Origin of the sequence: Aeromonas sp. QDB03 (assembly GCF_027707985.1) — a bacterium.
Lineage (GTDB): Bacteria > Pseudomonadota > Gammaproteobacteria > Enterobacterales > Aeromonadaceae > Aeromonas > Aeromonas hydrophila.
Genome location: NZ_JAPCJG010000002.1, coordinates 53342 through 67901 on the forward strand (window position 1 = coordinate 53342; position 14560 = coordinate 67901).

At 64.1% G+C, this 14560-nt stretch carries 11 protein-coding genes; all 11 read left to right on the forward strand.

All coding sequences use genetic code 11. The annotated features are described in order from the left end of the window. Positions 1–56: 56 nt before the first annotated feature. The 11 genes from nuoG (at position 57) to PG900_RS05070 (ending at position 14550) form a co-directional block, all read left to right on the forward strand. Positions 57–2786 carry an NADH-quinone oxidoreductase subunit NuoG gene (gene nuoG, locus PG900_RS05020; RefSeq protein ID WP_270831024.1) on the forward strand — a complete coding sequence of 910 codons (2730 nt, stop codon included), beginning with the start codon at positions 57–59 and terminating at the stop codon, positions 2784–2786. Further along, complete coding sequence (nuoH, locus tag PG900_RS05025; protein ID WP_011705661.1) at positions 2783–3751, forward strand: NADH-quinone oxidoreductase subunit NuoH; 969 nt, start codon at positions 2783–2785, stop codon at positions 3749–3751. The genes nuoG and nuoH overlap by 4 nt, the downstream gene beginning before the upstream one ends. Positions 3752–3879: 128 nt before the next feature. Continuing rightward, entirely contained in the window at positions 3880–4422 is a 543-nt protein-coding gene (nuoI, locus tag PG900_RS05030) for an NADH-quinone oxidoreductase subunit NuoI (RefSeq protein ID WP_011705660.1), read from the forward strand. A 10-nt stretch (positions 4423–4432) separates the two neighbouring features. Further along, a complete protein-coding gene (nuoJ, locus tag PG900_RS05035) occupies positions 4433–4981 on the forward strand; it encodes an NADH-quinone oxidoreductase subunit J (protein ID WP_011705659.1) in 549 nt (182 codons plus the stop codon). Next, positions 4981–5289 (forward strand): NADH-quinone oxidoreductase subunit NuoK, encoded by a 309-nt coding sequence (gene nuoK / locus PG900_RS05040; protein ID WP_005299823.1) that lies wholly within the window; start codon positions 4981–4983, stop codon positions 5287–5289. The genes nuoJ and nuoK overlap by 1 nt, the downstream gene beginning before the upstream one ends. After that, entirely contained in the window at positions 5286–7133 is a 1848-nt protein-coding gene (nuoL, locus tag PG900_RS05045) for an NADH-quinone oxidoreductase subunit L (protein WP_270801468.1), read from the forward strand. Before nuoK ends, nuoL begins: the two co-directional genes overlap by 4 nt. A 78-nt stretch (positions 7134–7211) precedes the next feature. Further along, entirely contained in the window at positions 7212–8732 is a 1521-nt protein-coding gene (gene nuoM, locus PG900_RS05050) for an NADH-quinone oxidoreductase subunit M (protein ID WP_016350413.1), read from the forward strand. Between the two features lie 61 nt (positions 8733–8793). Beyond that, positions 8794–10257, forward strand: coding sequence for an NADH-quinone oxidoreductase subunit NuoN (gene nuoN / locus PG900_RS05055; protein ID WP_270801465.1), 1464 nt, complete (start codon positions 8794–8796; stop codon positions 10255–10257). 189 nt (positions 10258–10446) lie between these two features. Further along, entirely contained in the window at positions 10447–11577 is a 1131-nt protein-coding gene (locus PG900_RS05060) for an FIST signal transduction protein (RefSeq protein WP_270801462.1), read from the forward strand. Continuing rightward, positions 11574–13022 (forward strand): HD domain-containing phosphohydrolase, encoded by a 1449-nt coding sequence (locus PG900_RS05065; protein WP_270831025.1) that lies wholly within the window; start codon positions 11574–11576, stop codon positions 13020–13022. Before PG900_RS05060 ends, PG900_RS05065 begins: the two co-directional genes overlap by 4 nt. Position 13023: 1 nt before the next feature. Continuing rightward, on the forward strand, positions 13024–14550 hold the full coding sequence (locus PG900_RS05070; RefSeq protein WP_270801456.1) for an HD domain-containing phosphohydrolase: 1527 nt from the start codon (positions 13024–13026) through the stop codon (positions 14548–14550). The last annotated feature ends 10 nt before the right edge of the window (positions 14551–14560 follow it).

A 14560-nucleotide genomic window follows, 5' to 3' on the forward strand; every position in this document is an offset into this window, starting at 1 on the left:
GCCCGCTGAACCGGCGCGAGCCAAAGAATTTATCTCATTGAAGTCAGGGAAGTTGTATGGCCACCATTCATGTAGACGGTAAAGAGTACGAGGTAGACGGGGCAGATAACCTGCTGCAAGCCTGTCTGTCCCTTGGTCTGGACGTCCCCTATTTTTGCTGGCACCCGGCGCTCGGTAGCGTCGGCGCCTGCCGCCAGTGTGCGGTGAAACAGTATCAGAATGCCGACGACAAACGCGGCCGCCTGGTCATGTCCTGCATGACCCCCTCCACCGATGGCACCTATATCTCCATCGAGGATGAAGAGGCGAAGGAGTTCCGCAAGACGGTGGTGGAGTGGCAGATGACCAACCACCCCCACGACTGCCCGGTGTGTGAAGAGGGTGGCTCCTGCCACCTGCAGGACATGACGGTGATGACCGGCCACAACAGCCGCCGCTACCGTTTCACCAAACGCACCCACCAGAATCAGGATCTGGGCCCCTTCATCAACCACGAGATGAACCGCTGCATCGCCTGCTATCGCTGCGTCCGTTACTACAAGGACTACGCCGGCGGCGAGGATCTCGGGGTCTACGGCGCCCACGACAACGTCTATTTCGGCCGGGTCGAAGACGGCACCCTGGAGAGCGAGTTCTCCGGCAACCTGGTGGAGGTCTGCCCCACCGGCGTGTTCACCGACAAGACCCACTCCGAGCGTTACAACCGCAAATGGGACATGCAGTTCGCCCCCAGCATCTGCCAAGGGTGCTCGGTCGGCTGCAACATCAGCCCGGGTGAGCGTTATGGCGAGCTGCGCCGCATCGAGAACCGCTATCACGGTGCCCTCAACCACTACTTCCTGTGTGACCGCGGCCGCTTCGGCTACGGCCACGTCAATCTGACCGACCGCCCGCGCCAGCCCCTGCTGCAGGATGGCGGTGACAAGCTGGCCATCACGGTGGACGGTGCCCTGAACCGGGCCGCCGATGCCCTGCGCACCGCTGCCGGTGTCATCGGCATCGGCTCGCCCCGCGCCTCGCTTGAGAGCAACTTCGCCCTGCGCGAACTGGTGGGAGCCGCCAACTTCTACAGCGGCGTCGAGCAAAGCGAATGGGAATGCCTGCAGAAGATGCTGCAGATCCTGCAGCACGGTGGTTTGCGCACCCCCAGCCTGCGTGACATGGAAGAGGCCGACGCCGTGCTGGTGCTCGGCGAGGATGTCACCCAGACCGCCGCCCGCATTGCCCTGGCCCTGCGTCAGGCAGTCAAGGGAAAGGGCCGCGAAATCGCCCGCAAGCTGAAGGTGGACCTGTGGCAGGTCGCCGCGGTGCAGACACTGGCCCAGAACGAGCGCTACCCGCTGCTCATCACCAGCCTGGATCAGACCCGTCTCGACGACGTGGCCGCCGATACCCTGCATGCCCCCCACGCGGATCAGGCGCGCCTCGGCTTCGCCATCGCCCATCTGCTCGATGGCAGCGCCCCTGCCCCGCAGGATCTGGACGCCGATCAGCTGGCCCAAGCCAGCCGCTGGGCAGCGCTGCTCGGCAACGCCAAGAAGCCGCTCATTATCGCCGGCACCGGTGCCCGCAGCCAGGCCCTGCTCGAGGCGGCCAGCAACATCGCCCGCGCCCTCAAGGGCCGTGGCCAGGCCGTGGAGCTCGCTCTGGTAGCTCAGGAGACCAACAGCCTGGGGCTGGCCATGCTGGCCGGCAATGCCGCCCCGCTGGAAGCCGCTTTTGATCGTATCGAAAGAGAAGAGAAGCTCGCGCTGGTGATGCTCGAGAACGATCTCTACCGCCGCGCACCGCGCAGCCGGGTCGATGCAGCCATCGACCATCTTCAGCACTTGCTGGTGATCGACCATCAGGATACCGGCACCGCCCAGAAGGCGAACCTGGTGCTGCCTGCCGCCAGCTTCGCCGAGGCCGATGGTACCCTCATCAACATGGAAGGCCGCGCCCAGCGTTTCTTCCAGGTCTATGCCCCCGCCTTCTACAACGCCGACATCCAGGTGCGCGAGAGCTGGCGCTGGCTGGCCGCCCTGCAAGGCGTGCTGGATCGCAAACCGCTGCGCTGGAACACCTTCGACGAGGTGAGCAGTGCCTGCGCCGCCAGCGCCCCGCTGCTGACCAGCATGCGCGAAGCCGCACCCAACGCGGGTCTGCGCATCCGTGGCATGAAGCTCGCCCGCGAGCCGCACCGCTACAGTGGCCGCACCTCCATGCTGGCGGATCAGAACGTGAGCGAGCCCAGAGTCGCTCAGGATCCCGACTCGCCCTTCAACTTCTCCATGGAAGGCTACGCCGGTGCCCGCCAGCCGCTGCAACAGGTGCCGTTCGCCTGGGCGCCGGGCTGGAACTCCCCGTCCGCCTGGAACAAGTTCCAGGATGAAGTGGGTGGCAACCTGCGCGCCGGGGATCCCGGTCGCCGTCTGCTGGAAGCGGGCGAGGACAGCCTCGGCTGGTTCGACGCCGTCCCCGCCCCGTTCAGCGCCAAAGAGGCGCTGCAGGTGGTGAGCTATGACCAGCTGTTTGGCGGCGAAGAGCTGTCCGCCAGAAGCCCGGTCATCCAGGCCCGCATGAGCGAGCCCGTGCTGGTACTGAACCCGGCCGACGCCAACCGTCTCGCCCTCAATGCCGGCAGCCAGGTTGCCTTCTCCTGGGGTGGCCACCACTGGCGACTGACCCTGCGTCTGAGCGAGCATCTGAGCATAGGTCTGGTGGGCCTGCCGCTTGGTGTCAACGGTCTGCCGACCGCCCTGCACCAGCAATATCTCGCTAACCTGCAGGAGGCCATCGCATGAGTGACTCTCTGATCGATCTGTTGCTGGAAATCGGCAAGGCATTGATCGTGCTGGTGGGGATCGTGGGGGCCGGCGCCTTCATGAGCTTCATCGAGCGCCGACTGCTGGCGTTGTGGCAGGATCGTTACGGCCCCAACCGGGTAGGCCCCTTCGGCTTACTGCAGCTGGCGGCCGACATGATCAAGATGTTCTTCAAAGAGGACTGGATCCCGCCGTTCGCCGATCGCCGGATCTTCGTGCTGGCCCCCATCATCGCCTTTACCGCCTTCATTCTGGCGTTTGCGGTGGTGCCGATCACCCCCACCTGGGGCGTGGCGGACCTCAACGTGGGGCTGCTCTACATCCTGGCTATCGCGGGGCTGGCGGTCTACGCCGTGCTGTTCGCCGGCTGGTCGAGCAACAACAAGTACTCATTGCTCGGCAGCCTGCGCGCTTCGGCTCAGACCCTCTCCTACGAGGTGTTCTTGGGCCTGTCGCTGATGGGTATCGTCATCCAGACCGGCAGCTTCAACCTGCGGGATATCGTGGAAGCCCAGGCAGGACTGTGGAACGTGATCCCCCAGATCCTGGGCTTCATCACCTTCCTGTTTGCCGGTGTCGCCGTCACCCACCGCCATCCGTTTGACCAGCCGGAAGCCGAGCAGGAGCTCGCCGACGGTTATCACATCGAGTATGCGGGCATGAAATGGGGTCTGTTCTTCGTGGGCGAGTACATCGGCATCGTGCTGATCTCTTCGCTCATCGTGACCCTGTTCTTCGGTGGCTGGCACGGCCCCTGGCTGCCGCCCTTCATCTGGTTTGCCCTGAAGACCGCCTGTTTCATGGTGTTCTTCATCCTGCTGCGGGCCTCCCTGCCCCGCCCGCGCTTTGACCAAGTGATGTCGTTTGGCTGGAAAGTCTGCCTGCCGCTGACCCTGCTCAACATGCTGGTCACCGGCGCCGTGGTGCTGATGAATGCGCAGTGAGGCCGTAATGGACAGAAAAATTGTGATGCCGTTTGGCTGGAACGTCTGCTTGCCCGCCGCCCTGCATCCCGCTCGGGATGCAGCCGGTGCGGGCTGTGGTGCTGATGAATGTGCAGTGAGGCACGACTATGAAAATTATTAACATCATCAAGGGTGTCGGCACCCAATTGCGCAGCCTGGGGATGGTGTTCTCCCATGCCTGGAGCCCCCGCGAGACCCTCAACTATCCGGAACAGGCCGTCTATGCGGCGCCCCGCTATCGCGGCCGCATCGTGCTGACTCGCGATCCGGACGGCGACGAACGCTGCGTGGCCTGCAACCTGTGTGCTGTGGCCTGCCCGGTCGGCTGCATCTCGCTGCAGAAATCCGAGCGGGAAGATGGTCGCTGGTACCCGGAGTTCTTTCGCATCAACTTCTCCCGCTGCATCTTCTGCGGCCTGTGCGAAGAGGCCTGCCCCACCACCGCTATCCAGCTGACGCCGGATTTCGAGATGGGCGAGTACCGCCGCCAGGATCTGGTGTACGAGAAGGAAGATCTGCTGATAAGCGGACCCGGCAAGTATCCGGATTACAACTTCTACCGCATGAGCGGGATGGCCATCGACGGCAAGCCGAAAGGGGATGCCGAGAACGAAGCCAAACCCATCGATGTCAAGAGCCTGCTGCCCTGAGGAGTCAATCATGGAACTGGCATTCTATGCCGCGGCCCTGGTCGCCATTTACAGCACGCTGCGGGTGATCAGCACCAGCAATCCGATGCACGCGCTGCTCAATCTCATTATCTCCCTCATCGCCGTGGCCATGATCTTCTTCTGCCTGGGCGCCTCCTTCGCGGGAGCCCTGCAAGTGATCGTCTATGCGGGCGCCATCATGGTGCTGTTCGTGTTCGTGGTGATGATGCTGAACCTGGGCTCGGCCCAGGATCAGGAAAAGAACTGGCTCACCCCCACCACCTGGGTGGGCCCCGGCCTGCTTTCGCTCATTCTGCTGGGTTTTCTGGCCTACGGCATTCTCGGGGTCACCGGCGGTGAACTCGGTCTGACCGACGTCAGTGCCAAAGCGGTCGGCATCGCCCTGTTCGGTCCTTACGTGCTGGCGGTGGAGCTTGCCTCCATCCTGCTGCTGGCGGGCCTGGTCACCGCCTATCACCTGGGCCGTGAAGACAAGAGCGGGGAAGTGCTCTCCGTGCCAAAAGCCTCGGCACATCCGTCTCAAGAAGGAGGTCAATGATGAACGGAATCCCGATGGAACACGGCCTGCTGCTGGCTGCCGTGCTGTTCTGTATCGGCCTGTGCGGCCTGCTGATACGTCGCAACTTGCTGTTTATCCTCATGAGTATCGAGATCATGATGAACGCGTCGGCACTGGCATTCGTGGTGGCTGGCAGCCGCTGGGCCCAGGCTGATGGCCAGATCATGTACATACTGGTGATTTCTCTGGCGGCAGCGGAGGCCAGTATCGGCCTCGCCCTGTTACTGCTGCTCTATCGTCGTTACCACACCCTCAACGTGGACACTGTGAGCGAGATGCGCGGATGAGCCTCCTATACCTGACTTTTCTGTTTCCGCTGCTGGGATGGCTGGTGCTGGCCTTCTCCATCGGTCGTTTCGGCGAGCGCACTGCTGCGCTCATCGGCGTCGGCAGCATAGGGCTGTCGGCCCTCACTACCCTGTGGGTCGGCATCGATTTCCTCAATACCATGCCAACGGGCGGCGTCTATACCCAGACCCTGTGGCAGTGGATAACGGTGGGTAACTTCACCCCGACCTTCCGCCTGGCGCTGGACGGTCTGTCGCTGACCATGCTCGGCGTGGTCACCGGGGTGGGTTTCTTCATCCACCTGTTCGCCTCCTGGTACATGCGCGGGGAAGAGGGCTATTCGCGCTTCTTCACCTACACCAACCTGTTCATCGCCAGCATGGTGTTTCTGGTGCTGGCCGATGACCTGCTGTTCGTCTACCTCGGCTGGGAAGGCGTGGGGCTGTGCAGCTACCTGCTGATCGGCTTCTACTACCGCAACCCGGCCAACGGCGCCGCCGCCCTCAAGGCGTTCGTGGTGACCCGGGTCGGCGACGTGTTCCTCGCCATCGGTCTGTTTGTCCTCTACCGGGAGCTCGGTACCCTCAACATTCACGAGTTGCTGGTACGCGCACCGCTGATGTTTGCCGAGGGCTCCCCTGCCCTGTCGTTTGCCTGTCTGATGCTGCTTGGCGGCGCCGTCGGCAAATCGGCCCAGCTGCCGCTGCAAACCTGGCTGGCGGATGCGATGGCGGGCCCGACCCCGGTCTCGGCGCTGATCCACGCGGCCACCATGGTGACCGCCGGTGTCTATCTCATCGCCCGTACCCACGGCCTGTTCCTGCTGGCCCCCGAGATCCTGCATCTGGTGGCGCTGGTCGGTGCCATCACCCTGGTGCTGGCAGGCTTTGCGGCCCTGGTGCAAACCGACATCAAGCGGATCCTGGCTTACTCCACCATGAGCCAGATCGGCTACATGTTCCTGGCCCTCGGCGTTGGCGCCTGGGAAGGGGCCATCTTCCACCTGATGACCCACGCCTTCTTCAAGGCGCTGCTGTTCCTCTCCGCCGGTGCCGTGATCGTCGCGACCCACCACGAGCAGAACATCTTCAAGATGGGGGGCCTGCGCAAGAGCCTGCCGCTGGTCTATGCCTGCTTCCTGGTGGGGGGCTCGGCCCTGGCCGCGCTGCCGCTGGTGACCGCCGGTTTCTACAGTAAAGACGCCATCTTGTGGCAGGTGCAGGCCAGCGGCCAGAGCGCCCTGCTGTGGGCCGGTCTGGGCGGTGCCTTCCTCACCTCCCTCTACACCTTCCGCCTGATCTTCATCGCCTTCCACGGCAAGGAGCAAACCCAGGCTCACGCCGGTCACGGGCTGGCCCATCAGCTGCCGCTGCTGGTCCTGCTGGTGCTCTCCACCGGCATCGGTGCCTTGATCGTGCCGCCGCTGGCGGGCGTGCTGCCGGCAGGGCCGGGGGATCACATCGAAGAGGGGCGCCATGGGCTGGAGATCACCTCCGCCATCATTGCCATCGCCGGCATCGCTCTGGCTGCCTTCCTGTTCCTGGGCCAGCGTCGTCTGGCCAGCAGCGTGGCCAACAGCGCGCCGGGCAAGTTGCTCAGCACTCTCTGGTTCAATGCCTGGGGCTTTGACTGGCTTTACGATCAGCTGTGGGTCAAGCCGTATCTGCTGGCGACCCGACTGCTCGGCAAGGATCCGCTGGACTGGATGATGAACCTGCCGGCCTGGCTGGCACAGAGTGGCCACCAGCTGTTGGCCTGGACCGTTTCCGGCAAGTTGCGCTGGTATGCAGCCTCCATGGGGATGGGTGCCGCCCTGATCCTGGCCCTGCTGCTGCTCGGCTGATCCCGTGATGCAGCCCCTGAACTCGCAGCAAGCCCACGGGCCTGCACAGTGACTAGAACATAGACGAGAGCTGATATCGTGACCTTACTCTGGATCTTGTTAATACCCTTCATCGGCGGTCTGCTCTGTTGGCAGACCGAGCGATTCGGCGAGTACTTCGTACGCTGGGTCGCCCTGCTGTCGATGAGCGCCTGCCTGCTGCTCTCCTGCGCCATCTGGTGGAGCGGTGACTTCACCCTGGCAGCCCAGGGCGGCGTGCCCGTCTGGGCCGCCGAACTGCAACTGCCCTGGATCCCCCGCTTCGGCATCTCATTGCACCTGGCGGTGGATGGCTTGTCGCTGTTGATGGTGATCCTTACCTGCTTCATCGGCGTGCTGGCCATCCTCTGTTCCTGGAAGGAAATCGTGCAGCGCATCGGCTTCTTCCACCTCAACCTGCTGTGGATTTTGGGTGGCGTGCTCGGCGTCTTCATGGCGCTGGACCTGTTCCTGTTCTTCTTCTTCTGGGAGATGATGCTGGTACCGATGTACTTCCTGATTGCGCTGTGGGGCCACTCGGTCACCGACGGCAAATCCCGGATCAACGCCGCCACCAAGTTCTTCATCTACACCCAGGTCAGCGGCCTCATCATGCTGGTCGCCATCCTGGGCCTGGTGCTGACTCACCATGCCGCCACCGGCGTGTTCACCTTTGACTATCAGGACTTGCTGAATACCCCGATGAGCAAGGGTGTGCAGTGGCTGCTGATGCTGGGCTTCTTCATCGCCTTCGCGGTCAAGATGCCGCTGGTGCCGCTGCACGGCTGGCTGCCGGATGCCCACAGCCAGGCACCGACCGCGGGTTCCGTGGACTTGGCGGGGATCCTGCTAAAAACCGCCGCCTACGGTCTGCTGCGCTTCGCCCTGCCGCTGTTCCCCGAGGCGTCCGCCGAATTTGCCCCCTACGCCATGGTGCTGGGTCTCATCGGCATCGTCTACGGCGCCATCGTGGCATTCGCCCAGACCGACATCAAGCGGCTGGTGGCCTACACCAGCATCTCCCACATGGGCTTCGTGATGATCGCCATCTACTCTGGCAGCGAGCTGGCCCTGCAGGGCGCCGTGGTACAGATGATCGCCCACGGCCTCTCCGCCGCCGGCCTCTTCATCCTGTGCGGTCAGCTCTACGAGCGGCTGCACACCCGGGACCTGCGCCTGATGGGCGGGCTGTGGGGCCGTCTGCGCTACCTGCCCGGCGTGATGCTGTTCTTCTCGGTCGCCTCTCTGGGGATGCCGGGCACCGGCAACTTCGTCGGCGAGTTCCTGATCCTCATCGGCAGCTTCCAGGTTGCCCCCGTGCTCACCATCATCGCCACCTTCGGGCTGGTGCTGGCCTCGGTCTACTCCCTCATCATGCTGCAGCGCGCCTGCTTCGGTACCCCCAAGGACGAGAGCGTCCTCAAGGGGCTCGACAGCCGCGAGCTGGTGATGATGATGACCATTGCCGGTCTTTTGGTGCTGCTCGGTGTCTATCCCCAACCTGTGCTCGACACCGCGGGCAACAGCCTGCTGAGCGTGCTGCACTGGTACGCCCTGCCCTTCGCAGGAGCATTGCAATGAAAGTGACCGCTGTTAAACCGCTGGCCCTGTTGCCTTCCTTGTCCCTTACAGGAGCACTGCAATGACCTTCACCGCTTCGCAACTGCTGGCCCTGCTGCCCCTGTTGCTGACAACCGGGGCCATGGTGGCCCTGATGCTGGCCATCGCCTGGAAACGGTGCGATGACACCGCCTTCGTGGTCACCATTGCCGGCCTCAACCTGGCGCTCTTCTCCCTGCCCATCGTGATGGCGCAAGGAGATCAGGGGGTCACCCCGCTGCTGCAGATCGATGGCTACGCCGTCTTCTACATGGGGCTGGTGCTCATCGGCGCCCTGGCGACCTGTACCTTCGGCCGCTCCTGGCTCAAGGGCTATCCGGACAACCGGGAAGAGTTCTACCTGCTGCTGCTGATCGCCACCGCCGGTGGCCTGGTGCTGGCCGGCTCCCGTCACCTCGCCTCCCTGTTCATCGGGATCGAGATGCTGACCCTGCCGATGTTCGGTCTGGTGGGCTACGCCTATCGCGAGCGCCACTCGCTGGAGGCCAGCATCAAGTATATGGTGCTCTCCGCCGCCGCCACCGCCTTCCTGCTGTTCGGCATGGCGCTGCTCTATGCCCAGGCCGGCAGCCTGAGCTTCAGCGATCTGGGGCTGACCCTGGCCACCACCCCGGCCCACCACCCATTGCTGATGGGCGGTCTGGGTCTGATGCTGGTTGGCTTTGCCTTCAAGCTCTCTCTGGCGCCGTTCCACCTCTGGACCCCGGACGTGTACGAAGGGGCGCCGGCCCCGGTAGCCACCTTCCTAGCCACCGTCAGCAAGATCGCGGTGTTCTGCGTGCTGCTGCGCTTCTATCTGGCGGTGCCTGCCGCCGCGGATCCCATGCTCCACTGGCTGCTGGCCGCCATGGCGGTGGTCTCCATCGTCATCGGCAACCTGCTGGCTCTGCTGCAGACCAACATCAAGCGGATGATGGGCTACTCCTCCATCTCCCACTTCGGTTACCTGCTGGCGGTGATCGTGGCGAGCCGTCTCGGCCAGATGCCGGTGGAAGCGGCCGGCGTCTATCTGCTGATGTATCTGTTCACCAGCCTGGGGGCCTTCGGCGTCATCAGCATGATGTCCAGCCCCTATCGCGGCAAGGATGCGGACTCCCTGCACAGCTACCGCGGCCTGTTCTGGCGTCGTCCCTACCTGACCGCCGTGCTGACCGTGATGATGCTCTCGCTGGCCGGTATCCCCATGACGCTCGGCTTCATCGGCAAGTTCTACCTGATCGGGGTGACCGTCGATGCGAAGCTGTGGTGGCTCTCCGGCGCCATCGTGCTCGGCAGTGCGCTGGGTCTCTACTACTACCTGCGGGTCATGGTCACCCTCTACCTGCGCGAGCCAGGCATGCAGCTGCGCGACGCCAAGGGGGACTGGGCCATCACCTCCGGTGGTCTGGTGGTGCTGCTCTCCGCCGCGCTGGTGGTGGCGCTGGGTCTCTATCCCCAGCCGGTCATCAGCCTGGTGCAGGGCTTCCAGAACGTGGTGCTGCACTGATTTCACTCCACTTCAAAAACCGGCCCAAGTGGCCGGTTTTTTTATCTGCTCAAAGCGGGATGCCTGACCAGCTGTCTCAAATTTATCTGCCTTTATAACGGCTTATGGCTACTTGCCGGACACGACCGGGTATCCACCGCGCCCCCCTTGCTGATATATTGATGATTGGCAGGAAAGGAGTTCCGAGCGATGATGCAGCCCGCGTTTCATTCATTCGATACGCAGCCACTGGCCGAGGTACTGCGCCCCTATCGTGGCCAGCGGCTCGACGTCTTGCTGGCCGAGCAGGATGCAGAGCACGTAGCCGACCTGCAGCAGCAATGTAGCCACCTCGAAATACAACTAAGCGGCGCCCTCTTTCCGCGCCTCCTCAGCCGTCACGGCTTTCATGAGCGCGGCGCCTGGCTGCTGCCGCGCCCGGCCTCCCACGTCCCGCTGCTCATCCCGCTCGATCCCGTCGCCAGCGTCGATGAGCAGGCCCGTATCCTCTGCGACGCGCTGGCCCCTCGTCTTGCACAGTGGCCGTCAGCCGAAGGCATACCGACCCTCTTTCTGACCTTCGATGCCATGATCCCCAACATCGCCTCCCTCCTCGAGGGGATCTATCTGCATCTCGCGGACAGGGTCCACTATGCCGGCGTCAATGCCGGCAGTGGCCAGTTTCGCCCCATGCCCTGCCTGTTCGACAACCACAGGTTGCTGGAACAGGCGGTCTGCTGCACCCTGCTGCCCCATCGCAGCTACCCCCTGCTCGAGCACGGCTATCAGCTCACCGCCCAGCCCATGCTGGCTACCAGCAGCGAGGGCAACAAGATCTCCTTCATCGATTGGCAGCCCGCCTTCAGCCGCTACCAGTCCCTGGTCCAGCAACAGTTCCAGCAGCGCCTGACTCCGGAGCAGTTCTACCAGTACGGCGTCCACCTGCCGCTTGGGCTGCTGCGGGCCAACGGCGACGTCATCGTGCGCATCCCGGTCGCCGTCACCGACGAGGGGGCGCTGCTCTGCGTCGGGGAAGTGCCGGATCACAGCATCCTCACCCTGCTCAAGGCGCCGCACAGCCCGACCGCCCACGCCATCGAGCTGGCCGAAAAGCTGAGCCGGCACGGGGCGCCGGAGCGCCTCGAGATCTACTACTGCGCCGGCCGCCAGCAGCACTTCGGCGAACAAAGCACCTTGGAGCTGGAGACCCTCTTCAGCCACAGCGGCGCCCACCAGCTGGTCGGCGCCCTCTCCCTTGGCGAGATTGGCAGCCTGCGGCCGGGGGACTATCCGCTGTTTCACAACGGCGCCATTCTCTGCAATGGGGAGGGATTGCGATGAACAACGACCACGCCATGGCCATCGTCTGCGATCTCGCCCTCTGCATCGGCCGCGAGGTCACGCTGGATGCCCTGCTGACCAAGGTGCTGCAGCGCTTTCTGTTTCACTGCGCCTGCCCGGTCGGGCTGGTGCTGCAGCAGTTGCCGCAGGGGGAGTACAAGATCATCAAGGCGATCGGCGATGAGCAGCTGCTTCGCCATCAGGGAGAGCCGCTCGCGCTGCCCCACTGGGTCAGCGACGGGGAGCAGTGCATCCTGCGGGCAGCGCTGCCGCTGCCAGGCTCGCGCCCCTACCCGTTTGCCTATCGGCTGCGGATCGAGGGGGGCTACCTGATGCTGCTGCTCTCCCCCAATGCGGAGCTGCAGGGGGAGCAGATCTGTCACCTGTTCAGCCCCATCCTCGGCAACCTGGCCCGCGCCATCCAGCTGTGCCGGGACAGCGAGCTGCTGGCCCTGCGCCAGCAGGCGGAGCTGGTCGACATGCAGCGCTTCAACGAATCCCTGCTCAAGGCAATCCCCATCCCGGTGTTCTACAAGGATGTCGAGGGACGCTTCATCAGCTGCAACCCGACCTTTACCCAGATCACCGGCATCAGCAAGGCCGAGCTGCAGGGCAAGCGGGTGGACGAGATCCTCCCCCCCGAGATGGCCGACGAATACACCCAGCGCGACCTGGAGGTGCTGCGCAGCAGGCAGCCGCAATATTTCGAGCACACCCTGTTTGATCGCAGCGGCCACCGCTATCAGGTGCTCAACTTCAAGGATCTCTTCTACGACCATCAAGGTGAGGTGGCCGGCATCATCGGCGCCCTGGTCGACATCACCCATATCAAGGAGAGCGAGCAGCAACAACGCACCCTGCTGTTCCAGACCATAGCGGCACTCTCCTCCGCCATCGCCCACAAGTATCCCGGCACCGCGGGCCACGAGCAGCGTGTGCACGATCTCGCACTGGCCATCGGCCAGCATCTGCAACTTTCCCAAGAACGCCTCGACGGGCTGGGCCTCGCCGCCATGGTGCACAACATAGGCCTGTTGCAGATCCCGGCGGAAATCCTCACCCGCCCCCGCGCATTGAGGGAGGTGGAGTTCGAGCTCATCAAGCAGCACCCGCAGGCGGGCTGTGAAATCCTGCAGCAAATAGACTTCCCCTGGCCCATCACCGCCATCGTGCAGCAGCACCATGAGAACCTGGACGGCAGCGGTTATCCGCAGGGGCTGCAGGGGGATGCCATCTCGCTGGAAGCGCGCATCATCCGGGTGGCCGATTCGCTCGCCGCCATGACGGCCCACCGCCCGTTCCGGCGAGCCATGTCCCTCACCGATGCCTTTGCCGAACTGACCCGCTATGCCGGCGTCCACTATGACGAGCAGGTGGTCAGCGCCTGCTTCGCCGTGTGGCAGGCGGGCTATCGCTTTGCCCCCCCTTTGACCGAGGCAGGATGAAATGAGCTCAAGACCCGCATCGCCCTTTCCCCCGCTGCCCACGGCCGCCCTGCTTGGCCAGGTGATGGATCAGCTGCCCTACCGGGTGCTGCTCAAAGACACCCGCTCCGTCTTCATCGCCTGCAACCGGCTGCTGGCAGACGATCTCGCCCTCACCCCGGCCGAACTGGTCGGCAAGTGCGATGCCGACTTCTTCCCGGCCGAACTGGCCAAGCGCTACCGGGATGACGATCTGAAGGTCATGGCCAGCGGCACCACCCAGCGCCATGAAGAGCCCTATCTGAAGGGGGGCGAGGCCCGCTGGCTCAGCACCACCAAGTTTCCTCTGCACGACGAGCTGGGCCAGGTGGTCGGGGTCGGTGTCTTCTTCGACGACATCACCGAGAAGAAACAGCAGCAGGAGCGGTTGCAACAATACACCTGGACCCTGGAGGCCATCGGCCGCGCCCACCACGCCATGCTCAAGCAGGATGATGAGCAGACCCTGTTGCAGGAGATCTGCGACGCCATCACCTTCGACGGCCGCTTTCCCCTGGTCACCGTGCTGCAGGAAAACAGTGACCAGCACACGCTGCAGGTGCTGGCGCAGGCGGGCAACGCGGTCTGGTTTGCCAGCGACGACTGGCTAACCCGGGATCCCGCCCTGCATCAGGCCATCGGCACCGGGACGCCGTGCAACGAAGCCCTGGCCAGCGCGCTGGTACACCACTCGGCCACCCTGCGCGCCCGTCTGCTGCTGCCGCTGCAGTGGCACGCCGGCGGGCATGGCGGCCTGCTCATTCACAGTGAACAGGCCCGCCCGTTCACCGACGAAGAGGTGCACCTCTTCAGCCAGCTGGCGGACTACCTTGCCTACGGCCTGCAGGCCCGCGCGACCCAGCAGGCCTATCTCACAGCCCAGCGCGACAAGGTGCTGCACGCCCGCCAGCTGGAGCTGGCGCTGGAAGATGCCCTCGGTGCCATTGCCGCCGTGCTGGAGCAGCGCGATCCTTACACCGCCGGCCACCAGAAGCATGTCGCCACCCTGGCGCTGGCCATCGGCCGCGAGCTGAAGCTGGACGAGAAGCGGCTGCGGGGGCTCTATCTGGGGGCCATGGTGCACGACATCGGCAAGATCCAGGTGCCACTCGATATCCTCACCAAACCGGGCCGGCTGACCCCGCAGGAGTTCAACCTGGTCAAGGAGCATCCGGGCGCTGGCTATCAGGTGCTCAAGGACATCGCCCTGCCCTGGCCCGTCGCCCAGATGATCCACCAGCACCACGAGTTCATCGACGGCTCCGGCTACCCGGCGGGGCTCAAGGGCGAGCAGATCCTGCTGGAGGCCCGCATCCTCACGGTGGCCGACATCGTGGAGTCCATGTCCTCCGATCGTCCCTACCGCGCCGCCCTCGGCATTCCCCAGGCCAGGGCCCACATCATCGAACTGCGTGGCAGCAAGCTGGATGCAGCGGTAGTGGATGCCTGCCTGCGCATCCTCGATCGCGGGGATTTCACCCCCCATGAGCTGGGTCACGGCCAGTTCTAACGGGCAAGCC